The organism is Nostoc punctiforme PCC 73102 (assembly GCF_000020025.1).
GTDB lineage: Bacteria > Cyanobacteriota > Cyanobacteriia > Cyanobacteriales > Nostocaceae > Nostoc > Nostoc punctiforme.
The window spans coordinates 6,741,790-6,768,044 of the sequence record NC_010628.1 but is presented as its reverse complement, the minus strand read 5'-3'; the positions used below and the strand labels follow the sequence as shown (position 1 = coordinate 6,768,044).

Sequence of the window (26,255 nt, the reverse complement as noted above, 5' to 3'; positions counted from 1 at the left end):
TAGATTTTGGCTACAAAAAATTGATAATTGTGATTATTTCTGGCAGTTTAAGAAACTATTTATAAAATTCTGTCGCCAGTTTTGGGATCAAATACAAACAAGTGATTTAAATCAAGTTGTAGAGAAAGGCGATCGCCTGGACGCGGACGCACATCCGCTCCCACCTGAATATTCAACACCACCGCCGAACCAGGTAAACCAGCACGAATCAAAGTTTCTCTTCCCAAAGGTTCCACTACTTTAACTTCTACAATCAGTTGACTCTCATTTTCTTCTTGGCGATTTGGTGAACCAGCGTTGTAGGCGACTGTGAACCCGGAGGGCCGTTCGTTAATAAAAATATGCTCTGGACGAATCCCCAAATCATAACTGTGTTCCTGACGCAACTGTAATTTTTCTTTTACAACTGCTGGAATCGTTAATAACTGCCCACTAACATCAAAACCGTTATTGTGATAGATTGCAGGCAAGATATTCATTGGTGGGCTGCCTAAAAAAGTTGCCACCATTTGATTAGCAGGACTTGCATAAATAGTTTGGGGATCGCCGATTTGTTGAATCCGTCCGCGATTTAGCACGACTATTTTATCAGCCAAAGTCATCGCTTCAACTTGATCGTGGGTGACGTAAATTGTGGTAATGCCTAATTCTTGATGTAACTGTTTCAATTCTGCCCTTGTATCGTCGCGCAATTGGGCATCTAAATTAGATAAAGGTTCATCAAGTAAAAAAACTTGGGGTTCACGAGCGATCGCTCTCCCTAATGCTACCCGTTGTTGCTGTCCCCCAGAAAGTTGTTTGGGTTTACGATCCAGCAAGTGATCCAGAGAAAGCGATCGCGCCACATTCATCACTCGTTCTTGAATGATTTTTCGGTCAACCTTCCGCATCTGCAAGCCAAAGCCGATGTTTTGGGCCACGCTCATGTGAGGATAGAGGGCGTAGTTTTGGAATACCATCGCCACATCTCGCTGTCTGGCTGGGATATTATTCACCAAGCGATCGCCAATAAAGAGTTTGCCTGATGTAGCGGTTTCTAAACCTGCGATCGTTCGCAAAATTGTAGACTTACCACAACCCGATGGGCCAACTAAAACCCAAAACTCGCCATCAGGAATTTCAAAGGTAATATCCTCGATCGCGGTGACATTATTAAATCTACGTTTAATATCTTCTAGACGAACATTTGCCATTATCTGATTTGATATTTTCAGTTTGGGATCTGCGACACTTCCAACTCACTACTAGGAGGTTTTATCCGCCCCCTCCGAGGAATCGTGAGGCTGCTTTGCAAGTGCAGAAACTTGATTGCCCTGCACAACTCTAATCAGAAATCTTAGAGCCTCATTCACAGCATCGGCATTGGGAAAAACCTCTGCAACATCAGGTTCTAAACGAATTGTTGTCTTCCCAAAGCTTTTTCGTTCCGGGCCGAACTTTCTGACCCTTAGACTCTTTAAGTCATACTCCGATCGCAGATCGTCTTCCATTTCTGGCTTACCCTTCTTTGTATGCTTCTCGCTCGGATCGTGTTACTTCTCTTGCACTAATAAGACGAATCGAATTTCCTCTTTCCGTATACGACATGATTAGTAAGCGTCCCCGACTTGATTCTCCAATAATAAGGTAACGCTCCTCATTATCAGAGTGGTCTGGATCGTAGAAGTCAACATAGAGCGGATCGTCGAAAACAGTTTTGGCTTCTTCAAACGAAACCTGATGTTTTAAAAGATTTATTGCCGCTTTGTTTTCGTCCCACTCGAACTTCATGAAATTATAATCATTTTTCTGGATTCTTCGACCAAGCTGGGTGAGAGAGTAAAGAAGCAAAGACTCGTACTCCCCGCAGCTGATTAGAGAGGGGTAAATGACCTCTAGGCGCACTCAAATCCCAGGTAAACCCGTTAGGGTATCGCGTCCAGTTATTACCTGCTTTCCAGCCAATTTTCGGCCAGAAATTCTCCCAATTTTTACCCAAACTTAACCAGATTTCTCGCTGCACTGAAAAGCCAAATTTACCTTCAGAGTGGACTAACCAGAGATTGTTAATGGTTTGCAAGTCAACAGCCGAGGTATTTTCTACCTCAGTAAAGTACAACCATTTTCGTTGTACAGCCGTTGTCCCTGATAGTTCACACATTTTTTCGATGGTGACGCGATCGGCTGCTTGGAAGTCTTGAGCAGCAAGTAGCTGTTGCAAAGAATTGTAGTTAATCCCGCACTCCGATTTTAGAGGTACAATTCCCTCAGGAAAAGAAGAGCGTAAAAATTCTTTGGCTTGAGGTGCATCGGAGTTATAGAGGACTTGGTAAGCTTTGCCATCAACCCAAGTAGCTGGGTTCTCACGTCGTTTCAGTAAAAATTCCATCAACACGTCTAATCCCTCATTACCCAACTCAGCTAATTGTGGGATTATCTGCTGTTGGACTTTTTCAGACCCAGCCATTAACGGTCGTCGGAGGGAGTCGATGTCATTTGCAGGGCCTGATAAAATCATTGGGTCTGTCATGCCATTCTTGTTTTAGCGGTCAGTGAAAGAGCGGTAAGCTATTAGGCTTCTTTAAAGTGAAGCACTGATAGCGAAAAGTAGTTTACTATTTTTAATCGTACAAAATTGCGATCGCTTCACTGAATCCCACACTTAATCCCCAAATAATGTACAAGGAGAATAGGGGGAAAATCTTTGCCTTATGGCTTGGGAACAAAAGACATAGCAAAATATACAAGCCTGCCACATAAGGTTTTTTGAATAGCAGCGTATCGATTAGGAGTGTGTGAACGATGTACGAAAAGATTACCCCCCCCGCAGCCGGAGCAAAGATCGCCTTCAAAAATGGTGAACCAATCGTACCGGACAATCCAATTATCCCTTTTATTCGCGGCGACGGCACAGGCATAGACATCTGGCCTGCTACCCAAAAAGTTCTCGATGCTGCGGTAGCCAAAGCATATAAGGGTCAGCGTCAAATTAGCTGGTTCAAGGTTTATGCTGGTGACGAAGCTTGCGATTTATATGGTACTTATCAGTATTTACCTCAAGATACTCTAACAGCAATTGAAGAATACGGTGTCGCTATTAAAGGGCCTTTGACTACTCCCGTTGGGGGAGGAATTCGTTCTTTAAATGTGGCACTACGACAAATTTTTGACTTGTATGCCTGCGTGCGTCCTTGCCGTTACTATGCAGGTACGCCCTCTCCCCACAAAAATCCCGAAAAGCTGGATGTAATTGTTTATCGAGAAAATACGGAAGATATTTATTTAGGCATTGAGTGGCGACAAGGTAGCGAAATTGGCGATCGCTTAATTAAAATTCTCAATGAAGAACTAATCCCCGCCACCCCAGAACATGGAAAAAAACGTATTCCTCTTGATTCTGGTATTGGCATTAAACCCATCAGCAAAACTGGTTCCCAGCGTCTAGTTAGACGTGCCATCAAACACGCTTTGCTATTGCCCAAAAACAAGCAACAAGTGACTTTGGTGCATAAAGGCAACATCATGAAATACACCGAAGGCGCTTTCCGCGATTGGGGTTATGAACTAGCAACCAGCGAATTTCGCCAAGAAACTGTTACTGAACAGGAATCTTGGATTTTGAGTAACAAGGAAAAAAATCCGAATATTTCCTTGGAAGAAAATGCCCGCCAGATTGAACCTGGGTTTGATAATCTAACTCCAGACAAGAAAGCGCAAGTTGTCAAGGAAGTTGAAACTGTTCTTAACACAATTTGGGCAACCCACGGCGATGGCAAATGGAAAGAGAAAGTTTTGGTGAATGACCGGATTGCTGACAGTATTTTTCAACAAATCCAAACCAGACCGGATGAGTATTCGATTTTGGCGACGATGAACTTGAACGGTGATTATTTGTCTGATGCCGCCGCAGCCATTGTTGGTGGATTGGGAATGGGACCAGGGGCGAATATTGGTGATTCTAGTGCCATATTTGAAGCTACCCACGGCACTGCACCCAAACACGCCGGCTTAGATCGGATTAATCCAGGTTCAGTGATTTTGTCTGGTGTGATGATGCTGGAATTTTTGGGTTGGCAAGAAGCCGCAGACCTAATTAAGAAGGGTTTAAGCGATGCGATCGCAAATAGTCAAGTCACCTACGATTTAGCTCGGTTGCTAGAACCACCTGTTGAACCCTTAAAATGTTCTGAATTTGCCGACGCAATTATTCAGCATTTTGGTTAAGTTTACTAGGGGTAATTAGTCGAATCAAAAGACCTCTCCCTGGTTTTACTACGCAAAAACTATCCCTCTCCGAATCGGAGAGGGAAAGACTTGAACTTTAGGGATAAAAGTATATTCGAGCTTGGAACGTGAAAATTTTTTAACAAGTGGTTAGATACTAATTGGTTTTGGGCTTGCTAGATATAGCAGTTAGTCGTGGTGTAATCGTGAGTGGTCAAGAAAAATCCCCAGAACCAGACAAGTCTTCCGAGAAGCAAATGATTGTCCAAGGTCTTCTGTTTCTATTTGTACTGGTTCCAGCTATATTCATCTTTTTTGGTGTTTTACTCAATGAGTTTGTGGCTAAAACGCCCTTAGTAAGGTCGTTTGATGATGCCGCTACACGATCTAAAATCAATGCCTGCGAATCTAAACACGCTTTTGGTGACAGGAAATCACTAGAGGACTGTTACAAGGAGAAAGGCATTGACCAATGAAAAATAATGCGCCTTTTTCGACATCCAACCCTCAAGATTTCAAGCTGCGTATTGTTTGGAGTGTTGATACAGTCAGCAAAATGGTGGCTGAACTTTCAAATTGTAAGTGGCTTCCTCGAATTGGTGAAACTTTAATTTTACCAATAGATGAGACACGTAAGCCTAGCTCTTGGCGCAAGTTTAAGGTGTTTGATATTGTCTATGATTTTCAAAATCAGACTACTAAAGTTTTATGTAGTCCTATAAAATCTTCGACTCTACCTGATGCAAAAACACTAATACAGAAACTTGAAGAACGCAATGATAAATGGGAGGTTTGGGAAAAGGCATTTGCAGCAAGTGAGACAACAGCGAAATCTGAGGCTTTAGAGCGTCAGGCTCACCTAGCACAGGAACTTTCTCAGATGGATGAGGAAGATATAGATGAGGAACTAGAAAGGCTGAGAAGAAAAGTTCTGGATTAGTTTAAGACAGGGAGAAGTGAACTTCTAGTAGTTCGTCAAGCTAGTTTTAATTGAATGTTTGTAGTAAGGACTTTAGTGCTTAGAAAATCAAGGACTAAAGTCCTTACTACGAAGTTATTTACCCATCAATTACACTAATTGCTTTAACTGTAATTTCACCAATTCCCCAGGTGCGATCGCTCCATTTTCTGTAATGATGGCTGTAATCAACTCAGCCGGAGTCACATCAAAAGCTGGGTTGTAAAAATCCACACCTTCAGGTGTGAGAATAGTATCCCCAACTTGATATATTTCTGTTGGATCGCGTTCCTCAATGGGAATTTTACTGCCATCGGCTAATTCAAAATCAACGGTAGAAAGGGGTGCAGCCACAAAGAAAGGGATATTATGTGCCTTAGCTGCGATCGCTACACTGTATGTACCAATTTTATTGGCAGTGTCACCGTTAGCAGCAATGCGATCGGCACCCACAACTACAGCATGAATCAAACCCTGCTTCATGCAATGGGCTGCCATATTATCAGTAATTAATGTCACAGGAATACCTTCTTGCACACATTCCCAAGCGGTGAGTTTTGCACCTTGTAACCGAGGACGGGTTTCGTCGGCAAATAAACGTTCTAAACGTCCTTCCCTCCAAGCAGAACGCACAACACCTAAAGCTGTGCCATAACCAGCCGTAGCTAGCGCCCCAGCGTTGCAGTGAGTAAGTAGTGTCAGCTTTTCAGGGCTAGCGGGCAAAACTGTCAAACCATTGTCGCCGATCGCTTGACAGGTTTGCAAATCTTCAACGTTGATTGCTTGGGCTGTTTGGAAAAGGGTTTGCTTAATGTCTTCAACAGTTCCCAACGTTTCCTTAGCAACTTTCATCATCCGACTAATTGCCCAAAATAAATTTACCGCCGTCGGACGAGTAGAACCTAGCAACTGGGCTACTTTATCTAAGTTTTGCAAAAATTCGTGGCGATCGCTAGTTTCAATTTCCCTTGCGCCAAGATACATTCCATAAGCTGCAGCCACACCAATTGCAGGCGCACCTCGGACAATCATAGTCTTAATCGCCCGTGCCATATCTTCACTGCGGTGGATTTCCACAAATGTATATTCGTTGGGTAAGCGAGTTTGATCGATTAGTGACACCGCGCCATTGTGCCAAATAACGGGATAAACATGGTTTGTAGAAAGTGTCATAGAAAAACGTAGTTAATGGATAGACAATATTTTTTACTTTAATGCACCTTGATGATTTCATTTTAAAAACCAAAATTCAATTGACTATTTCTATAGGACTTAAGTAGGCTGGCACAATAAGATTAAGCTATGTAAATAAAAATTAACTAGACTAAAATCCTTATATCTATTGCCTATTTCCTATTTATTGCCTATTCCCTATTGCCAACAACAATTATTTACGCCCACTTACTTATATTTAATAAATTTTTGCAAACTTAGATCCAACTAAAATATCCTTTTTTCCTGTTGCCTCTTGCTTGCCTATCGCGCTTGCGCTCACCCAAATAAATATGGTTATGCCACGCTGCACGAACAAAAATCAAAGAAGACTGTTATGGCTTGGGATGATTTTGCTGGGCAGATATTACTTAACATTTATTTAATTAATTTTTTGTTTAACTGTCTTAACTGTCCTTGCATTCTCATTAAAAAGGTGGGAGGATATTTCGCTAAAGCATTTATAAAACTAGACATATAGTTGATAAATTAAATGCGTTTGCCCTAAATCTATGCCAAATTCGCATTTTAATAAAAAGTTGATCTAATTAATCAAAAACTTTGAAATAACAATATGAAACGTCTCGTTATCTGCTGTGATGGAACCTGGCAACAATTAACAAGTGCTTACCCTAGCAATGTGGTTAAGTTAGCTCAATCGGTAAAACCGATGGCTAGTGACGGAGTTACACAAATCGTATTTTATGACGAGGGGGTTGGAGCCGAGGGTCAAAAGGTTTTAGGGGGAGCTACCGGACTAGGAATCGATAGAAATATAGAAGATGGCTACCGATTTCTGAGCCTAAACTATGTTCCTGGTGACGAAATCTATCTGTTCGGTTTCAGTCGTGGTGCTTACACAGTTAGAAGTTTAGCGGGGATGATCTATTGCTCCGGTCTTCTAGACCGTCCCCATGTCACCAAAGCCCATGAAGCTTATGAGCTTTACCGTAAACGAGGTGTTAAACCAAAAGATCGGGAAGCTGTGGAATACCGTCAAGCTTACGGCGATCGCGTCCCTATCACCTTGCTAGGTTGTTTTGATACTGTTGGAGCCCTTGGTATTCCTGGGATACCTGCCTTCAGCAAGTTGAACGAGCAACTGAATAAGCGTTACAGATTCCATGACACTACTTTAAACAAATGTGTTCAGAATGCCTTGCACGCGGTGGCCATTGACGAAATTCGTGAAGTCTTTGATGTCACTCCCATGACAAAGCATCCGGATGCTGAAAACCAGCGAGTGATTCAAAAGTGGTTTCCAGGCGCACATGGCTGCGTTGGTGGTGGAACTAAAGAACATAGCGGGTTATCAGATGCCGCCTTACAGTGGATGATTGATTCCATCGGTGAGATGAAATTGGGACTCGACTTCGATACAAGTGTGATTCCCACAGGTATTAACCCCAATTATGAATGCGACTTTAAGAACGATGCTGGATTCTTTAAATTGGCAGGAATCAAGTTTCGTGAGGTTAGCGATGCCATTGAAGACCTTCATGAAAGCACGATCAACCGTTTGAGAAGTCGCAAAGACTATCGACCCAAAAATCTACAAAAGATTATTTCCAAACTGAAATAAGTTGAATGAATTTAGGTAATCGGATTAGAGAAATTTCGGGTGCATTGAATCCAAAAGTGAAAAAAGGTAAAAATAATTATGGCTGGGAAAAGAGATACATCCAAAGACGGGTTAGGTAACAAAATTCAAACATTAGTTTTAACTAACTTTAAAGGACTTTGGCAACTTCTCCAAAGTAACGAATTTATAAAACGTAAAGTTAACAAAACTCTACTCAATAGTCTCATCTACAAAATTCCGACTCGTCCTAATGCCTACAGTATGATGACTCTGGATGAGCATATTCCTGATACTAATATTCCTAAGAAAACTGATACTTATACTTCCTGGGAATCGCTCAACGATCGCACTTATACAGGAAGGCATCTACCACCCGATCCCAAGTTAAACGCTGAGGGTAATCTACCCAAAGTTGAAGACCTAGCTATTTTATTCCGTAAAAGAGACGGTAAAACTATTTATTCTGGCAAATCAACCATGCTGTTTCCCTATTGGGTGCAGTGGTTTACAGATAGCTTTCTTCGCCTTAATCACTACAATAAACTAAAAAATACTTCCAACCACGAAATTGATTTGTGTAATGTTTATGGTTTAACCAGAAAACAAACACATCTTTTAAGAAGTTTTCAAGGAGGTAAATTAAAGACTCAGAAACTCAAACGCCAAGATGGTGTAGAAGAAGAATATCCTTTGTTCTATTATGCCGATCCAGCACAGGATAAGGTTAAACCTGAATTTGAGGGACTTTATGAACCCATTAATGATGAAAAAAGACAGCCCATAGACAAAAAACAATATATGTTTGCGATGGGAGTAGAACGAGCAAACGTACAAATTGGCTATGTAATGCTCAATACTCTATGTTTCCGGGAACATAATCGTCTTTGTGATGAATTAGCACGCAATTATCCAGATTGGGATGATGAACGCCTCTTCCAAACATCGAGAAATATTCTCATGGCGATTATTTTAAAAATCATCATGGAAGAGTACATTAACCACATCACTCCTTATCACTTTAAGTTGTTTGCCGATCCAGAAGCTTTTACCAAGGAAAGTTGGCATCGTCCCAACTATATGGCAATTGAGTTTGACTTTGTTTATCGCTGGCATAGTGCGATTCCAGAAACGTTTAACTATAACGGTAAACCAACCCATATTGTTACATCTCTTTGGAACAATAAGATGTTTATTGACCAAGGTTTAGGGGCATTGATGGAAGAAACTTGCTCTCAACCAGGTACAAAAATTGGTTTGTTTAACACCCCTGATATATTGGTGGAGTTAACCGAGTTACCTTCAATCAGATTAGGAAGGCAACTACAATTGGCAAGCTACAACGATTATCGAGAATTGTGCGGTTTCCCCAGAGTGACGAGATTTGAGCAAGTTACTGGTAATGAATTTGCTCAAGAGAAACTCAAAGAATTATATGGTCATGTTGATAAGATTGAGTTCTTTGTGGGGCTTTACGCCGAGGATGGGCGGGAAAATTCAACTATCCCTGCTTTAGTAGCACGCTTAATTGGGATCGATGCCTTTTCTCAGGCGCTAACCAATCCTTTACTATCACCCAATATCTTCAATAAAGAAACTTTTTCTCCTGTAGGTTGGGAAATTCTTCAAAATACCAAGACTGTATCAGATTTAGTGAATCGCAACGTTCCTCCATCAGGCAAGAAGTACAAAGTTACTTTTGACCTTTAAGAAATTGTAAGATTGATTCCACATCAGCTTTGAGTGCGATCGCTGGTTTGCGAAAGCGATCGCCATATTATTAAATCTACTTGTAAAAAAATGAAGCTTTTTACCGAATATCCCGAAAAAGACGAACTCAAATATTGCGATCTCATGAGTGAGTTAGTCAAAAAGAATATGGAAAACCTTTACGGAGGTAAGAAGAAAAAAACTGCAAAGAGAGATACCCATTCTAAAACCCACGCCGCTGTTCAAGGAACTCTAGAAATCTTTGACTTTGATGAAGCAGCAATTAAGCAAGAATTGAGCAAACGCACCTCATTATCTGAAGCGGAACTTTCTGCCATTTCCCTCAAACAAGGTTTATTTGCCACACCAAAACAATATCCAGTTTGGTTACGATTTGCCAATGGCGCGTTTTCAGTCAAGAATGACTATGAAGGAGATACGCGCTCCATGGCCGTAAAAGCGATCGGCGTAGAAGGAGAACGACTATCGCAAAGTCACGAGTTAAAAACTCAAGATATTATTACCCACAATACCGAATTCTTTTTTGTTAGAACCATCAAAGACTTCCACAGCTTCTTTTTGACGGTTTATCGAGCAGGGCTGTTTCCGCTTTTTAAGCTGTTGGTACTTTTTTGGCTAAAGTTGCATCCCTACGAATCCACTCTTTTACAAACTAGTTTCAAACGTTTTCCCAAGAGTTTACTTAAAGAACGTTATTGGAGTGCTTCAGCATTTTCTGTGGGACTCAAATCTGGTTTTGACCCATCCCAACCAGGTCGAGTTCCTGTGGAATATCCGGCTGTGATTAAATATGGATTTACTCCGGTTTCCAGTCAACCACCTCATCAACAATTTCCTCTTGAGTCGAGATCAGAAAGTGAGCTTAAGCTTGCCAAAGCATCAGGTTCAGAGGACAACTACTACCGAGAGGATATCATTCAAGCTTTAGCAAAGCCTGATGCTGAGTACTATTGGGATTTTCAAATCCAATTTCAAACCAGCCCAGAAATGTCTATTGATGATACCACCATTGTTTGGAATGAAGAGGAATCACCCTTCTTTACAGTTGGTCGCCTAACAATTAAGCATCAAAAGGTTAATTATCCCCAAGCAAATGACTTTGGAGAAAATCTCAGTTTTTCTCCTGGGAATGGTCTAGCAGTGCATCGTCCTGTCGGTGCAATCAATCGGTTACGCAGCATTGTTTATCCTATCGTTGCTAATGACCGTCATCAAAAACGAGGAGTCAAATACCAGGAACCAACTGTTTGATTTTTCAAGCAATGACAAAATGCTGTAATTTCGAGGCTTGACTTACAAGTGACTTTAACTAGGGCGTGTTTTAAAACTATAGCTAAGTAGGTTGGCGCAATTAAAGCTAACTGGCAAAGGCTGTCCTTTGTCAGTGGTCATTAGTAAGAACTTTAAAACTATTTATGTTTCATAACATAATTTGGTTTATTTCTACCAACTTACTTAATCTAAGGAAGAGAAGCAGCTACGGGAACAGGCTATATTTTCCCCAATGGGTGAGGTACTGCAATGCCATATCCCTGTGCGTAATCAATTCCTAGTGCCGTAATTCGCTCTAAAATAGCGTCATTCTCCACAAACTCAGCAATCGTCTGAATACCCATGACACTGCTAATACGCGTGATTGCTGTCACGATCGCATTATCCACAGGATTTTCGACAATGTTACGAATAAAACTCCCGTCAATTTTGAGGTAATCTATAGGCAGAGACTTTAGATAGGCAAAGGACGACATCCCTGCCCCAAAATCGTCTAATGCGAAGCGACAGCCCATCCGTTGAAGCTTTTGAATGAACTGCCTGGCTTTGAGCAGATTGGCGATCGCTACAGTCTCGGTAATCTCAAAACAAATATGCTGGGGTGAGATGGGGTGTAGGGTAAACTGCTCATGCAGAAAGTCAATGAATCGATCGTCATTGATGCTAGAGCCAGAAAGGTTAATTGCATAGATGCTTTGTTTATTGTCAACAACCCTTGACCAATTCTTGAACAGAGTCCGAATCACCCACCGATCGATCAGGTGCATCAAGTTGTAGCGTTCTGCTGCTGGAATAAACGCCATCGGCAGCACTAATTTTCCCTGCTCATCCCGCAGCCGCAGAAGGACTTCATAATGGTCGCCGTTTTGATCTGTCGGGATAATAGCGGCAATCCTTTGAACATAAAGACAAAACCAATCACTTTCCAAAGCCTGAGAAATGCGGCCGACCCACTGCATCTGACCGCGCTGTTGCAGCCGCTCCTGGTCGTCAGTCTGAGCAACGTACACGCGATTCCGTCCCCGGTTCTTGGCGGTATAGCAAGCTGCGTCAGCCGTGCTGATAATCTCTGCAAGGCTCTCGCTATTCGTGTCGATAACGACCAAGCCGATACTTACTCCAATTGAGAATACCTGCTCTTGCCAAACAAATCGGAACTCTTGAACACAGGAAAGCAGATTATTGGCAACTCGTAAAGCTTCCTCCAGCGTACATTGAGTGAGTAATAGGCCAAATTCATCGCCCCCGAACCGTGCCAATGTATCAGTTTTCCGAACCTTCTCCTGTAAGAGGACAGTAATTTGACGCAGTAATTCGTCTCCAGCCACATGACCACAGGTATCATTTACGATTTTGAAGTGATCGAGATCCAAATAGCACAACGTATAAACCTGGTAGTCTAACTTGGCAACGTGCAGTGCTTGTTCAACGCGCCGCTCAAATTCCTGGCGATTCACCAATCCGGTTAAGGCATCATGGGTTGCCTGCCAGGATAGCTGACGTGAAAGCAAGCGGTTCTGAGTCACGTCATGAAACACCATAACCGCGCCAATAACCTGTCCTTCACGATTACGAATGGGCGCAGCTGAATCTTGAATCGCAATCTCTTGATCCCTCCCGGTAATTAAGACGGTATGGTTTGCTAAACTCACAATTCGATTTTCCTGTAACGCTTGCTCAATTGGGTTCTTAACCTTCTCCCGTGTCGTTTCATGCACAATTCTAAAGACTTCTTCTAACAGCACCCCTTTTGCGGATGCTTCACTACATCCGATCAGAGATTCTGCAACCGGATTCAAGTATTGAATCCTACCAAAGGCATCTGTAGTAATAACTGCATCTCTGATCGATTGCAACGTCACCTGAGCTAATTCTTTTTCTTGAAAAAGCGTTTCTTCAATTTGCTTGAGGGCTGTGATATCCCGTCCCACCGTTTGAAATTCTATAAAGCATCCTTGCTCGTCAAACAGCATCCGATTATGCCACTGAGTCCAACGCACACTATCTTCCAGAATCACGCGATTCTCAATGATGGCAACAGGATTATCAGCATTCATTGCAGCTATTAATTGAGCAACTCGCTCTCGATCGGCCTCAAAGATAATCGGTTGATAGCAGCTGTCAATCAGTTGCTCTGGCGATCGCCCAAAATAACGTGTAAAAGCTTGGTTAACAAAGGTGATTGTGCCGTCTGGTAAATATCGGGCAATGAATTCAGTCTGATCTTCGACAATGGCACGGTAGCGAATCTCGCTTTGTTTGAGAGCAATTTCTGCTTGTTTGCGTTCTGTAATATCTAGAATAGCTCCATACAGTCTAACAGTCTTACCTTGAGTATCATAAGCTACCTCTGCTCTCGACTCCAGGTAGCGCAATGAGCCATCAGGCTGGACAATGCGATATTCAAGATTGAAAGGGTTGCCATTAGCGATCGCCTGTAGTAGATGCCTCTGCAACACTGGTCGGTCTTCTGGGTAAAGCATCTGGAGAAATGTAGCCTGCGTCGGTACTGATTCAGCAGGATTTAGACCGAAAATGCGGAAGGTTTCGGCTGACCAAATTTGTTTCTCAGACCCTAAGTGCCATTCCCAACTGCCCAGATGGGCAATCTTTTGAGCAGTAGCTAGCAGCGTTTCACTGCGTCGGAGTTCTTCCTCGGCTTGTTTGCGTTTGTTGAGTGCGGCTTGCCGTTCTGTAACATCTTGGGCAGTTCCATAGAGGCGAATTACTTTTCCATCCGCGTTGAATTCTGCATGTCCAATCCCCTCAATATAAATAGTAGACCCGTAAATTGGAGATGCGCGCAGAATGAGTTGGTAAGATTCGCCAGTTGACATTGCCCGCTCGGTAGCTTGGGCTAATTTTCCTGCATCTTCTGGGCAGTACAGTTGCAGATTTTCTTGGTAGTTCGGCTCAAGAAGTTCGGGATCTCGATTAAAAAGGTCGAACAGCTGCTTTGACCAAGTAATTTTGCCAGTGGCAAGTTCAAACTCCCAATTACCAAGACGAGCAACTTGCTGAGATTCTTCTAATAAGGCTTCACTCTTGCGTAGTGTTTCTTCAACACGTTTGAGGTCGGTGACATCCACCACCAGCCCATCCCAAACTACACGACCATCCTGCAACTGGCGTGGCGTGGAACGAAAATGGAGCCATTTCAGGCGAGCGCTGGGCGTTTGAATTCGCAGTTGTATATCAAACACCGAGAAATTCCGCCGAGATTCATCGACTGCTGCCTGGAGGAGTGGTACATCTTCTGGGATAAACTGGCGATAGAGCAAACTTGAATCTTTCAGTACGTCTTCTACTCTGACTTCCATCAGTCTTTCAATCCCCGCGCTTATATAGTCAAAGCGATCGCTACCATCCAATTCGCGGATTACCTTATAAATTGCCCCATTGGGCAGATTATCGCTAATTCGCCGCAACATAGCTTCACGCTCTTGTAGTGCAAGTTCTGCCTGTTTGCGTATGCTGATTTCCCGCTCTAGTTCTTGATTGGCTATCTCCAGTTGTGCATGACTTGGGAGAGCAAGTGCTTTTGGTATTAAAGGTATAAGTTCAGAAGCTGTGTACAGGGAAATTATGGCTGTAATAGCTTTAATGCACCCACTCAACCAATAAGTTGGATACCATAGCGTCCAAATGTCCATCAGGTGGGTAGTACCACAAGTAATAATGAATGTTGCAAATAGCAGAAATATCCAGTTGAAAGGAAAGTCTTGGCGTTTGCGGACAAAATAAACTAGCGCGATCGGAATGGAATAATAAGCAAGCGCAATTAAACTGTCGGATACAATATGCAACCCCACTAATTCTGGTTTCCAAAGATAGCAATGACCGTGGGGAATAAACTGTTTGTAAGCAAAAAGGCTTTTCCAGAATTCCAGCATCAAATTGTCTCAAACACAAATTTTCTAAATTGTATAGTTGCCAAGTATACTTAATTTATTGTCCGAAATTCTTACAATATTATTTAATTCTAAGTGTAATAAAAACAAAAATATTGATTTAGATGCTTGGTACTATTTAATACTTGTCAATGTCCAAGTGCTTTTTTAATTACGGGTACAACCAACTGTGCAAGCAAGTTACTCAACATTGGCTACAGCCTAACCTCATAAACAGAGATTTTGAGCTAATTAACAAATTTTTTTCTGAGTTAATTTGCTACTGATGCCTATTGCCTTATCCCAACGACAATTATTTACGCCCACTTACTTAGTTATTACTTAGTTAAGTAGGAAAGTTTTCCTAAATTCAATCTAGCGATCGCCCACACCTGAGTCACAAGTGTGGGCGATTCATTCTACTAAGAATTAACTAAACCACAGCAGATACTTGCTGCTTAAAGAAAGCTTGCAAAACTCTTTCTGCTATTTGATGACTAGTTAAACCTAGTTCTGTCTTAGATTCATTGGGTTCAGCATGATCTACTAACACATCTGGTACACCGAATCGCTTGACTGGAACTAGAATATCTGCATCCATTAAGGCTTCAGCGATCGCAGAACCAAAGCCACCCATAATACAACCTTCCTCTAAGGTAATGACGCGGCCGATTTTCTTAGCCAAAGGCAAAATCAACTCGGTATCCAAAGGCTTAACAAAACGCGCATTGATTACAGTTGCTTCAATGCCATGTTCGCTGAGAATTTCAGCAGCTTGCATCCCTGGATAAACCATTGTGCCATAAGCGACGATTAACACGTCATCGCCGGTGCGGAGAATTTCGCTTTTACCGATTTCCAAAGGTTCCCAACCTTCCTCCATCAGGGGAACGCCGTGGCCGTTGCCGCGAGGGTAGCGCATAGCGATCGGGCCACTGGTATGGTTAACACCAGTTACTACCATACGTTGCAGTTCTGCTTCGTCTTTGGGTGCCATGATGACGATATTGGGAATGCAACGCAGATAAGCGATGTCATACATACCTTGGTGAGTGGGACCATCAGATCCGACAATTCCTGCCCTATCTAGGCAGAAAAACACTGGCAGATTTTGGATGCAGACATCATGAATTATCTGGTCATAAGCACGTTGCAGGAAGGTAGAATAAATGGCAGCTACGGGGCGCATTCCTTGAGTTGCCAGTCCTGCTGCTAGGGTGATTGCGTGTTGTTCAGCAATGCCGACATCAACATATTGATTGGGCAGTTTGGCTTGAAGTTTATCTAAACCTGTTCCCGTTGCCATAGCCGCAGTAATCCCAACGATTTTGGGGTTTTGTTCGGCAAGTTTTACCAGAGTGTGAGAAAAGACTTTGGCATAAGCTGGAGGTTTGGGTTTATTAGAAGGAATAGCTTTGCCAGTTGCAACGTTAAAGGGACTTTGGGCGTGGTAGCCAACTTGATCTAGTTCAGCAATTTCATAGCCTTTGCCTTTCACTGTTGCCACATGTACTAAAACAGGGCCTTGTATCTGATGTGCCTGTTGAAAGGTGGTAATCAATTCTTCGAGATTATGCCCATCTACTGGTCCAATGTAGGTAAAGCCGAGTTCTTCAAACACTGCCCCTACCTTGGGAACAGCCAAACGTTTCATACCTTCTTTGATGCGTCCGAGTTCGGGAGACAGAGATTCACCCACGAAGGGAATCTGCTTAAATTGTTCCTCAAGATTATCTTTAATAAATTGCACCGGCTGGCTGAGGCGCATTTTGTTCAGATAGCGGGGAATTGCGCCGACGTTGCGAGATATGGACATGTCGTTGTCGTTGAGAACAACCAACAGGTTAGTTTTTGGCATGTGTCCCGCATGGTTGATGGCTTCTAATGCCATACCTCCAGTCAGCGCCCCATCCCCAATAACAGCGACGGCTTTAAATTTTTCGCCTTTCAAGTCTCGCGCTAAAGCCATGCCTAATGCTGCTGAAATACTTGTAGAAGCATGTCCAGCCCCAAAGTGATCAAATTTGTTTTCACAGAGTTTGAGATAACCTGCAACTCCGTCCTTTTGTCTAAGGGTGTGGAAGCGATCGTAGCGTCCTGTAAGCAGTTTGTGGGGATAAGCTTGGTGTCCTACATCCCAAATCACTTTATCCCGATCTAAATCCAGTGTCTGGTAAAGTCCTAGTGTTAATTCTACAACACCCAACCCTGGCCCCAAGTGTCCACCATTAACTGCTACGGTTTGGAGATGCTTATCTCGAATCTGACGGGCAATCTGTTGCAGTTGGCGAACAGATAAACCGTGCAACTGATTAGGATGGGTGATTTCGCTCAAGTGCATATTATAGTGTTTTCCTCTCTAATTTCACTTTTTCAGTATTTTGATTTTCCCACGGTCGGGTTGTCCATATAATCACACTCTTACATTGTTACTAAGTTGTAGTGGAAAGTATAACTTCGTAATTAATAATGGTGGAAAATTTGTTAACCATTAACAAATTGTCAAAATCAGGTTGTAATTACATAAAGCCACAGCACATTTGTCAATAAGTAATGTCACTTAAATAGATTACATGATTTGTATATAAAATCAACTTTTCAAAATTGTTTTGCGGAAATTCCTTAACTAGCTCGCTCGCTTTTGGCTTTTTAAACGATTAAAAAAGAAAGTTAAATATTCTGTTTCCAGCTATACGACGAGCAGCCTAATTGCTAGCAAACAATTTAACAATTATTTTTTCTCTTATTCGCGTGCCGTAGCCATACTTACTAGCGTGGGCAGGCAAGAGGCAAGAGGCAAGAGGTAAAGAAGGCTTTTTAAGTTGTACTGAGTTTTTTAAAAATCAAAATATGAGTTCTATAGCAGCTAATTTTATCTGCGATCGCTAGTTAATCTAGGTGCAACAAATATGTATTTAAAAATACTTAACTATTTTAAATACATTCAGTATTTATTTACTTAATAATCTTCCTCAACAACAAGATCCCCGATTTATTTGAGAAATCGGGGATCTAAGCCTTTTGATTTGAACGAAATCAAATTAGATTGCTATTTACCAAAAGCATCCTTGATGTTATCAACGGTACGCTCAACAACATTCTTTGTGTTGTCTACTGCTTCTTTAGTCCGAGATGCATCTTCGTTTGCTCTTTTCTGAATTGTAGCCGCATCTCTTTTTGCTTTGCGTTCAGCAAAACTACCACCGTCTGTTGCTTGGTCAACTTTACTGGCATTACTTTTGGCAGCATCCTTAACTTTATCTGCCGTATCGTCGATAAAATTTTTGGCTCGTCCAGCATCTTTACTGGTTTTTTCTTGAACTTTATCGCCTGCGTCTTTTGATGCGATCAAGGTTGCAGTAGGTTCAGCCATTGCTGAGGTGTTCGAGAAAAACGCACCTTGCCAAACGAAAGCGATTGCTAACATACAAAACAGTGTTGTAGTCATCCAGCGTTTTACGGTGGATAGCTGTTTTGTAAAATAATTCGATTTCATACAATACAATCTCATGTGATTTAGTATACTAAATCTACTTTATTTAGCTTATTCACCATATCGATCCCTAGATAGAAGTTCTTACATCATTAGTTATGAAAAGAATTCACTATTTTGATAGATTGAATTTTTAGGAAAGATTTTTTTGCTGCAAATCAAAGACAGATTTTAGATATGGACGGGCGATACCTACGGTGAGCTATGCTAACGCACTTGGGTAAAAGTTAGCGATCGCTGTTCAATTAATTAAATTGCGATTGCAACTGACTTTTTCCGGTTGGGACGTTTGCGTTCTGATTTTTTCTTCAGTCCAACTGCTTGGGCTTGATCGCTATCCGAACCGTATTGTCCGCGTACAACTTCTTTCATCGCTAATACAGCATTATGAAATTCCCATTCTGCTAACCGTGCAGCATCAGTAGCAGCACGGTATAAAGTTAGTTTTTCGGTTTCGGCTTGTTTCTGCGCCAACATAGTCTGATAAGCTTGCTGTAAATTTGCTACAGACGCATCAGCACGGCTTGTATTGTATGTGGTGATAGTTTGCAAACCGTGCAATGAGGTTATATCTTGACTAATTGATTGAGAGGGCAAACGGCGTGTTCTATCTTGGGTGGTCATATAAATATACTGGTATAGGATATACCTTTAATGTGCCCATTGGGACAAAAAAACTAGCAATAAAGTGAGATTTTTAGATCGAACAAGGTTAAAAAACCGTGAGTTAATTTTTGCATGTCAAAACAATGGCATTGTCAGTCGAAGCAATGGCATTGTCAGCCGAAACAATAGCATTGTCAGTCAAAACAATGGCATTGCAGAAGGTTGCATTAGATAACGTAGCGATCGCAATTACAGTCTAAGGAGTTTAGAGTCAGTTTTGGGAATCATTAAAACAATACAATGCCACACACATTTGGAGTTTTAATGAATCCTCATAAACTCTTACCTACTTTATCTTCAATCACAACATCTGATGAGTGGTACACCTACTACAAGGCTAATGCTGAGTTTTGTACCAGTGATTCTAGTCTGGATTGGTCATCATCGCGCACTCAGAGCCGGAGGGCATAGTTTTAAAAGTTACTGGCGGGATGCTTGGGTAAAAATGAATTTTGCTTGGGAGCGAATGAAACCAGAAAGATATCAGTGGTAGCATAGTCGATGTGTGAACCTCTTCCAGAGACAGCACTAAAAAAGCATCATGCTGACATCAATTGCTGGAGGCGCTGTGGTTCTTCTCCTAGCCAATCTGGATTTTGGGCAGTGCTATCAAAGATTGATGAAGTTTTGAAAGGCTCAAACTCACCACGCGATCCTGCTTCTGCTGTTTTTGCTAAGAGCGATCGCACTTGCTCGTCATTCATCGGCTGGAAAGTCCGCACTGCTTCAAAAGCTTGCTCTAGAATCTCTATGCTGTCAATTCCGGTAATCACAACCGATGTGGGCAGATTCAAAGCATAGTGTAAACACTCAATTGGCGTTACAGTATTTGACCGTAAAAGAATACCGTTTGCCAAGCTTTTCATTCCCAGAACGCCGATGTTTTGTTTAACCAGTTCTGGCACAACCAGCTTTGCAAAACTCCGATAGTGAGCATCCATGACATTGAGCGGCATCTGCACTGTATCAAATTTAAACCCGTTTGCGGCTGCAACTTCCAACATATGAAGATGAACATAGGGGTCTTTATGCCCAGTAAAACCAATATATCGGAGTTTGCCGGCTTGTTTCGCCTCAAGAAAAGCAGCATTCGCCCCTTCTTCGTCAAAAACTCGATGCGGATCTTCGTGTCGAAGAATTTCGTGGTGCTGAACGAGATCGATGCAATCAACTTGCAGGCGTTGAAGCGATTCGTCTAGTTGTCTTGCTGCTTCTTTTTTAGAGCGTCCATCGATTTTCGTCATCAGGAAAACTTTGTCACGGTAGCGATCGCGCAGGGCTTTTCCCATACGAATCTCACTGACTCCACCGTTGTAATCCCAACTGTTATCCATAAAAGTGATGCCGCGATCGATCGCTGTTCTAACAATTCGGATAGCCAGTTGCTCATCAACGTGTTTTAAGGCAATGTGCCAACCACCCAATCCAATCGCAGAAACTCTCTCTCCTGTACTACCGAGAACTCGATATTGCATTTCTGAATTTGGCGTAGTTCCTGACATCTGTTCTCCAAGTCTTTCAGCTATTACTTAAGTACATATAGCCGTGTGCCAATTCAAAATGCAAGGGAAAATTGACAATATCTTGCTGAAGATACAGTTTTTGAACAGATTAGGAAAAGACTGAAGAAGCCGAAATATCGATGGCAATTTGAAATGTCTGAGATAAAGATAGGAATAATGCAAAACTACAGGCGGTAGTGGCAATTCATGAATTGCCACTATCGGAAAATTAAGGTTTGAGTTATCCCGTGACAACTCAAAATTGTAGTTTTGGACTTTTATGTTTGCAGTTCCCAATAATTAGAAACTGGGTGACGTTAAGGAGACGGAACCGCTACTCGATTGCCAGGAACAATCTGTGGCTGATAAGAAAATACCTCTCGGCTACGGGGATTTACAGTCACTTTGACCCAATTCACATCGTTAGTCCCATTCGGCGCATTGTCGCCAAATGTCTCAACCCGAGTAAAGTTCTCAATGCGTCTGCCTTGAGCATCCAGAAATGGCTTGTCAACGCGGTAGTAGTGCGAGTCGCCGTATACATAGGCAATTGGTTTGCGGAAAGCGATCGCCTCATCGCGGAACGCTAATAAAAACTCCTTGAAGCCATCAGGCTGTCCATCGGTTTGCGCGAGGGTCTTTGGATCGCGCAAAGGCGCTCTGGTTCCGTCGGTTAGATCCCAGCCCGGATCGGCTTGGGAGATAAACATAACCGCCACCGAATTGCGTGTTTTTGCCACTTGAAAAGTCTCTCTCATCCATGCAATATCAGCGGTGTTTCGTGCTGCGTACTCCGATGGATCGGGCGCAGTATCACATAGGTTGTTGCACGAACCCTGGATATTGAGTGTCGCATAAGTAACCTTACCAACCGTCCAACGGCGGTTTTCAACACAGGGCACTGCACCTGTTACACCAAGACAAAGTGGTGTTGTCTGCACCTCTTGGACTAGCCGCCTCTGCCCAAGGGAAAATTTATTGCTGAAGAATACCTGACGCTGGTAGTCGAGGCGTTCGCGTGAATTGAATCCACCGTTTGAGGGGCGATCGCAATCAGTCCAATCATTGTCACCTGGGGTAAAGGCTGCTGGTGCCTTCAGGGAGTTGAAGTAGCCGAGCGCCTGAGTGTAGAGTTCATTACTGCACATTGTCGGTGTTACCGAGCCGGGTGTAGAGTTGCCCGCCTTTAGGTCGCCATCGTGGACAGTAAAGGCCAGGTCTTGCGCGTTCATATCAGCGATTAGGTTCGGGACTCCCGTTGTCGCCTGGAGATCCGAGTAGGGCATATCGCCCCAAAGTCCGATGGCGTATGTCTCGTTCTCGCCCTCGTACTCGTACTTCCTCTCGTTGGCAGTCGCCAAACCGATTGCAGAACTTGTCAGGAACGGCACAGCCAGCGCCAGTAAGCATATTTTACGCAGCAAACGCGCAGTGGTGACGCGTTGAAACACTGAGTACCCAACCTTTGTCATCATCTCTATCCTCGATTATTCTTTGGGATCGCGAGCGCATTTTGGAGAATTAGCTCCTTGCTCACGCCCTTTCGGTGAGAAATTAGATTACCGGATTGTCGATGACAGATAGGTTATGGATGGGTTAATTGTTCGTTTATTTACAGTAATTTCACGGCTACTTTACTTGTTTGTGTAGCCGCGAATATATAGAACCTGACTGTGCTGTACTGCTATATTTATTTACCGCTATAAAAAAACGCAATTTCTTTTTCTTTTAGGGGTGCAAAACCAGCATCCACAAGTAATTGGTCGAGTTCTGCTTGGGGAATGTGTTTTGCACCAATTCGCACAATTCGCGATCGCATAGTATTAGATACGCCACTGCGCTGTCTATTACCCTCTAGCGCCATGACTTTACCATAAAGTTCTAGTTTGGCAGGTGGAATGGGAGAACCGTCAAAATCAATTCCCCGTGCGATCGCTTCATCAATAGCGTCAGCACCTGTAGTAGTTTGATTCCCTGGGTTAGTTTCGGTAGGCATGGTAATTTGCTCTTCTTTGCTATGGGTAGATTTTACCAGCCTTGCTGACACCTTTCTCCTGCTGAGGGTTAATTGCAATTGTCTGAATCAATAAACCTCTTTCTGGTTTTACTAAATAAAATCTTCCCTCTCCGATTCGGAGAGGGAAAGACTTGAACTTTAGTTTAAGGCAGGTAGAGGTTCGTCTAACTCACGTTTAACAGATTAATCACGAGCTTGTCGCGTCACCAAACCCCCAACAAATGCCCCTAAAATAGTTCCTGTCCATAATCCTGTTGTGCTACCTTGCCATATTGCTCCTGGTGTCATCCAAGCGTTGCACATCACCTGGAAACCCCAAGATTGGTTTTGACACTTTTGGCTATGCAGCATTATGGTGATTTGCCCACTAGTGTAAGCACCAAAAAAACCTGATGATAGCGCCAAAAAAGTGCAAATTAAAATCCTGTTTTTCATCATTGGCATTCGGAATTGGGGAGAATGAAAAATTTTACATCTTTACACCTCTGCTCTCTACTCTTCTGCTTCCCCATTCCCCATTCCCCATTTCCCATTTCCCATTTCCCATTCCCCATTCCCCATTCCCAATCAACCTGTATTTCTCATCCCGGCTGCAATTCCATTAATAGTTAACAATGCACCTCGTAGTAACTCGCCTTTGCTGTAACGAGAATGGATGACTCCAGAAGTGGCATTAGTATTCATAGACTGGCGTAGGCGCTTGAGCAGGGAAACTTGGATAAATCCCAAGGGGACAATTGTGCCATTGCGTAACTGCACAGATCGTTGCAAGACAGGATCGCCATCTAACAATTGATTGTGATCGGTGATTTTTAACACCAAATCCCTTGTGAGATAGAACTCGCTGGCAATTTGGTCAAAAACCTTAGCAAAGCGGAGTTGATCTTCTGATTGTGACAATTCTTGAACGTAGTGATGTGCCATTTGCATATCTACTTTTGCCAAAGTCATCTCGGCCTTAGAAATCACCATCTTGAAAAAGGGCCACTTAACGTAAAAGTAGCGCATTAATTTCAAGTGTTCTTCTGGTTCTGCATTCAAGAATTCTTGTAACGCTGTGCCAACGCCATACCAGGAAGGAAGCAAAAAGCGGGTTTGCGTCCAACTAAATACCCAAGGAATAGCTCGCAGACTGCTTAAATCTTTCTTACCAGATGGGCGACGGGCTGGACGGGAACTAATTTGTAGCTGGCTAATTTCTTCAATGGGGGTTACTTGATGGAAAAAGTCCACAAAATCAGGCTGTTCATAAATTAAAGCCCGATAATGTTGCCGCGATCGCGCTGCTAATTCTTCCATAATCTCATTCCAGGGTTCAATATCATCAAACCCTGTCCGCAGCAGGCTAGCTTGAATCACAGCAGTGGTGATGGTTTCCATGTGGTACAAAGCCAAGTCCAACAAGGAGTATTTAGAAGCCAAAACTTCTCCTTGTTCGGTAATCTTGATTCGCCCATTGATACTATGACCCGGTTGAGCCAAAATTGCCTCGTAAGCAGGGCCACCACCCCGCCCTACAGAACCGCCGCGTCCGTGGAAAATCCGCAAATTTATATCGTAGCCTTCTGCTATTTGTTGCAGTGATTTTTGGGCTTTATGAATTTCCCAGTTGCTGCTTAAAAAACCAGAGTCTTTGTTGCTGTCAGAATACCCCAGCATCACTTCTTGCAAGTTAGGGGTGAGGGGGGAGGGGGAGGGGGCAGGGGAAGCGGGGGAAGCAGGGGGGGCAGGGGAGGCAAGGGAGGATGAATTTTCATCCACGACAACACTCTCTGTTTTTGTTTGTTCGTAGCCACCGGCTAACAAAGCGCGATATAACGGGAGTTCAAACAGTTTCCGCATGACGCTTCTGGAGCGTTGTAAGTCTTCTACTGTTTCAAATAAGGGGACAACTTGAATGGTTCCCACGGCTATGGCGGGGTCAAAAAGTCTGGCTTCTTTGGCTAACAGTAGTACTTCTAGCACGTCGCTCACGTCGCGGCACATGCTGATAATGTAAGTTTGGCAGATATTTAGACCAAATTCTTGTTGCAGCGATCGCACGACGCGAAAGGTTTCAATTACATCGTTGGTTTTTTCAGAAAATGGCAATTCTGCTGGAATTAATGGCCGGCGGGTTTGCAGTTCTCCTGTAAGCCAAGCAACTTTTTGCTCCTCAGATAGTTCGTTGTAAGGTTGAGGTAATATTTGCAGGTATTGTAGGATTTCATTTAGCGCATCAGCATGGCGGGATGATTCTTGACGGATATCTAGCTGTGTCAAGTTAAAACCAAAAATTTCTACCTGACAGATGAGATTTTCTAAATCTCGACAGCTTAAACCTGTTTCTGTCAAGTTACGCTGAATCATCCGCAGTTCAGCTAAAAAATCGTCTCCCGAACGATACAGGGGACTATCTTGATTTTTTGGCGTTTCCCGATTGTACAAAGCTAGATTGCGATCGCGAGTATTTTCTAGTCGTTTCAGTACATAAGCGAGTTTCAGCCGATAGGGTTCTTGCCGATAACGCAGCGCCAGTGCATCATATACCTCACTCAACTGGGACTGATCTAACTCTAGAGATTCCAGCAAATCTGGTAAGACATCACTCCAGTGCATCGACACACTCAACAATTCAATCAGATTTTTCACTGACTGAATATATCTCCCCAGGACCATTTTGCGCTGATAGCAAGCTGTTTGCCAGGTCACTTCTGGTGTAACTGATGGGTTCCCATCCCTATCTGAGCCTACCCAAGAGCCAAAAGAACAAAAGTTTTTACTTGGTGGTTCTAGCCAAGGAAAGGTATTAGATAGTGTATGTTTGAAACGTTTATAAAGTTGAGGAATGCCATCAAATAAAACTTCTTGGAAGTAGTGGAGGGCATAATCTACTTCATCTAGCACAGTAGGTTTGAACTGGTGAAGTTCGTCCGTGCGCCACCAGAGGCGAATTTCTTCAAGCAATTGTTCGCGGACATCTGCTGCTTCCCAAGCATATCCGCCACCTGTACCACCAGCATGGTTTTCTAAGGTATCCAGTTTTTGCAAGAGTTGTACCACCTGTCGCTGCTTATCTCGGATGGTATGACGAACAATTTCCGTCGGGTGCGCTGTGAAAACTAAGCGCACATCTAGATGAGCAATGAGACGTTGAATCTGCTGGGGTGGTACATTCTGTTTGAATAAATAGGGAAACAAGGCAGCGAAAGTCCCTTTTGGTTTGACTTGCGCTTTTTCTAGATAGTTCTTTGCTAGCAATTCTGCTGCTATTCCCTTGCTAACAGGCGCATCATCTTCTCTTTGATTGGACGAGTAATTGACATTAGATGCTCTTTCTGAGTCTGTAGGCTCTGTTTCTGCTTCATAGCGACTCAGTTGCTGCCTTTGCTCGTATTCCTGCTCTATGATGTTAATCAGCTGAAAATACAGAGCGAAAGCACGAGCCGCGCGGATTGCTTCGTTGATATTTAGTTGTTCAATTAATTTGACGGCTGAGGATGCTTGGTCATTTGTTGCCTGTCCTTCTGGCGAACACAGATCGCGCAGCTGCCGCAACAAGTCTACCATGTTTTGACCGCATTCTTGCCGGAGAACAGACTCCCACAATTCTTCCACTACCTGGAGACGATGACGCAAAAATAATTCCGACACCGGGTATATATCCGCAGTTTGAGACGAAGAGTATAAAAGGGAACCCATATTCTCTATCTTGTAAAGCTAATAACTGTTTACGCTTCTAGGTTTTCTACT

General features: G+C 42.9%; 22 protein-coding genes. 7 read left to right on the top strand and 15 right to left on the bottom strand.

Translation table 11 applies throughout. From position 1 onward, the window contains the following. Positions 1–59: 59 nt before the first annotated feature. From NPUN_RS27715 to NPUN_RS27700, 4 genes are read right to left on the bottom strand one after another with little or no spacing between them, the layout of a single operon-like run. Entirely contained in the window at positions 60–1,193 is a 1,134-nt protein-coding gene (locus NPUN_RS27715) for an ABC transporter ATP-binding protein (RefSeq protein WP_012411730.1), read from the bottom strand. A gap of 51 nt (positions 1,194–1,244) precedes the next feature. Next, positions 1,245–1,490, bottom strand: coding sequence for a hypothetical protein (locus NPUN_RS27710; RefSeq protein ID WP_012411729.1), 246 nt, complete (start codon positions 1,488–1,490; stop codon positions 1,245–1,247). A gap of 7 nt (positions 1,491–1,497) precedes the next feature. Then, positions 1,498–1,770: a BrnT family toxin gene (locus NPUN_RS27705; protein ID WP_041565676.1), complete on the bottom strand. Its 273-nt coding sequence runs from the start codon at positions 1,768–1,770 to the stop codon at positions 1,498–1,500. A gap of 10 nt (positions 1,771–1,780) precedes the next feature. Continuing rightward, positions 1,781–2,509, bottom strand: a complete 729-nt coding sequence (locus NPUN_RS27700; protein ID WP_012411728.1) for a GUN4 domain-containing protein — start codon at positions 2,507–2,509, stop codon at positions 1,781–1,783. A 272-nt stretch (positions 2,510–2,781) separates the two neighbouring features. Here NPUN_RS27700 and NPUN_RS27695 point away from each other — a divergent pair, with 272 nt between their 5' ends. The 3 genes from NPUN_RS27695 (at position 2,782) to NPUN_RS27685 (ending at position 5,143) form a co-directional block, all read left to right on the top strand. Then, entirely contained in the window at positions 2,782–4,203 is a 1,422-nt protein-coding gene (locus tag NPUN_RS27695; RefSeq protein ID WP_012411727.1) for an NADP-dependent isocitrate dehydrogenase, read from the top strand. A 206-nt stretch (positions 4,204–4,409) separates the two neighbouring features. Further along, positions 4,410–4,679: a hypothetical protein gene (locus NPUN_RS27690; RefSeq protein ID WP_041565675.1), complete on the top strand. Its 270-nt coding sequence runs from the start codon at positions 4,410–4,412 to the stop codon at positions 4,677–4,679. Further along, complete coding sequence (locus NPUN_RS27685) at positions 4,676–5,143, top strand: hypothetical protein (protein WP_012411725.1); 468 nt, start codon at positions 4,676–4,678, stop codon at positions 5,141–5,143. Before NPUN_RS27690 ends, NPUN_RS27685 begins: the two co-directional genes overlap by 4 nt. A gap of 129 nt (positions 5,144–5,272) precedes the next feature. On the opposite strand, the gene mtnA is transcribed toward NPUN_RS27685, so the two are convergent. Continuing rightward, positions 5,273–6,334 (bottom strand): S-methyl-5-thioribose-1-phosphate isomerase, encoded by a 1,062-nt coding sequence (gene mtnA, locus NPUN_RS27680; RefSeq protein WP_012411724.1) that lies wholly within the window; start codon positions 6,332–6,334, stop codon positions 5,273–5,275. Positions 6,335–6,947: 613 nt separating this feature from the next. Here mtnA and NPUN_RS27675 point away from each other — a divergent pair. From NPUN_RS27675 to NPUN_RS27665, 3 genes are all read left to right on the top strand, one after another. Next, the gene (locus NPUN_RS27675) at positions 6,948–7,955 is read left to right on the top strand and encodes a DUF2235 domain-containing protein (RefSeq protein WP_012411723.1); all 1,008 of its coding nucleotides are present in this window, start codon (positions 6,948–6,950) and stop codon (positions 7,953–7,955) included. Positions 7,956–8,033: 78 nt separating this feature from the next. After that, positions 8,034–9,662, top strand: a complete 1,629-nt coding sequence (locus NPUN_RS27670; RefSeq protein WP_012411722.1) for a peroxidase family protein — start codon at positions 8,034–8,036, stop codon at positions 9,660–9,662. Positions 9,663–9,752: 90 nt separating this feature from the next. Next, positions 9,753–10,934 carry a catalase family protein gene (locus NPUN_RS27665; protein WP_012411721.1) on the top strand — a complete coding sequence of 394 codons (1,182 nt, stop codon included), beginning with the start codon at positions 9,753–9,755 and terminating at the stop codon, positions 10,932–10,934. 239 nt (positions 10,935–11,173) lie between these two features. On the opposite strand, the gene NPUN_RS37915 is transcribed toward NPUN_RS27665, so the two are convergent. The 4 genes from NPUN_RS37915 to NPUN_RS27645 all read right to left on the bottom strand — a co-directional run bounded on the left by NPUN_RS37915 (position 11,174) and on the right by NPUN_RS27645 (position 18,962). Continuing rightward, positions 11,174–14,848 (bottom strand): EAL domain-containing protein, encoded by a 3,675-nt coding sequence (locus NPUN_RS37915; protein ID WP_012411720.1) that lies wholly within the window; start codon positions 14,846–14,848, stop codon positions 11,174–11,176. Between the two features lie 430 nt (positions 14,849–15,278). Continuing rightward, positions 15,279–17,186 (bottom strand): 1-deoxy-D-xylulose-5-phosphate synthase, encoded by a 1,908-nt coding sequence (dxs, locus tag NPUN_RS27655; RefSeq protein ID WP_012411719.1) that lies wholly within the window; start codon positions 17,184–17,186, stop codon positions 15,279–15,281. Between the two features lie 708 nt (positions 17,187–17,894). Beyond that, a complete protein-coding gene (locus NPUN_RS27650; protein WP_041565674.1) occupies positions 17,895–18,341 on the bottom strand; it encodes a hypothetical protein in 447 nt (148 codons plus the stop codon). A gap of 246 nt (positions 18,342–18,587) precedes the next feature. Further along, positions 18,588–18,962 (bottom strand): hypothetical protein, encoded by a 375-nt coding sequence (locus NPUN_RS27645; protein WP_012411717.1) that lies wholly within the window; start codon positions 18,960–18,962, stop codon positions 18,588–18,590. Positions 18,963–19,317: 355 nt separating this feature from the next. Between NPUN_RS27645 and NPUN_RS41060 the strand changes: the two genes are divergently transcribed. Beyond that, complete coding sequence (locus NPUN_RS41060; RefSeq protein WP_148220364.1) at positions 19,318–19,497, top strand: hypothetical protein; 180 nt, start codon at positions 19,318–19,320, stop codon at positions 19,495–19,497. A 46-nt stretch (positions 19,498–19,543) separates the two neighbouring features. On the opposite strand, the gene NPUN_RS27640 is transcribed toward NPUN_RS41060, so the two are convergent. The 6 genes from NPUN_RS27640 to NPUN_RS27620 form a co-directional block, all read right to left on the bottom strand. Further along, positions 19,544–20,506 carry an aldo/keto reductase gene (locus NPUN_RS27640; protein ID WP_012411716.1) on the bottom strand — a complete coding sequence of 321 codons (963 nt, stop codon included), beginning with the start codon at positions 20,504–20,506 and terminating at the stop codon, positions 19,544–19,546. A 317-nt stretch (positions 20,507–20,823) separates the two neighbouring features. Further along, positions 20,824–21,738: a hypothetical protein gene (locus tag NPUN_RS27635; protein ID WP_234710990.1), complete on the bottom strand. Its 915-nt coding sequence runs from the start codon at positions 21,736–21,738 to the stop codon at positions 20,824–20,826. 1 nt (position 21,739) lies between these two features. After that, a complete protein-coding gene (locus NPUN_RS43675) occupies positions 21,740–21,916 on the bottom strand; it encodes a hypothetical protein (RefSeq protein WP_167315547.1) in 177 nt (58 codons plus the stop codon). Between the two features lie 280 nt (positions 21,917–22,196). Continuing rightward, a complete protein-coding gene (locus tag NPUN_RS27630; RefSeq protein WP_041566454.1) occupies positions 22,197–22,502 on the bottom strand; it encodes a small RNA NsiR4-regulated ssr1528 family protein in 306 nt (101 codons plus the stop codon). 204 nt (positions 22,503–22,706) lie between these two features. Then, positions 22,707–22,961 (bottom strand): hypothetical protein, encoded by a 255-nt coding sequence (locus NPUN_RS27625; RefSeq protein WP_041565673.1) that lies wholly within the window; start codon positions 22,959–22,961, stop codon positions 22,707–22,709. Positions 22,962–23,090: 129 nt separating this feature from the next. After that, on the bottom strand, positions 23,091–26,204 hold the full coding sequence (locus tag NPUN_RS27620) for a phosphoenolpyruvate carboxylase (protein WP_012411712.1): 3,114 nt from the start codon (positions 26,202–26,204) through the stop codon (positions 23,091–23,093). Positions 26,205–26,255 lie beyond the last annotated feature (51 nt).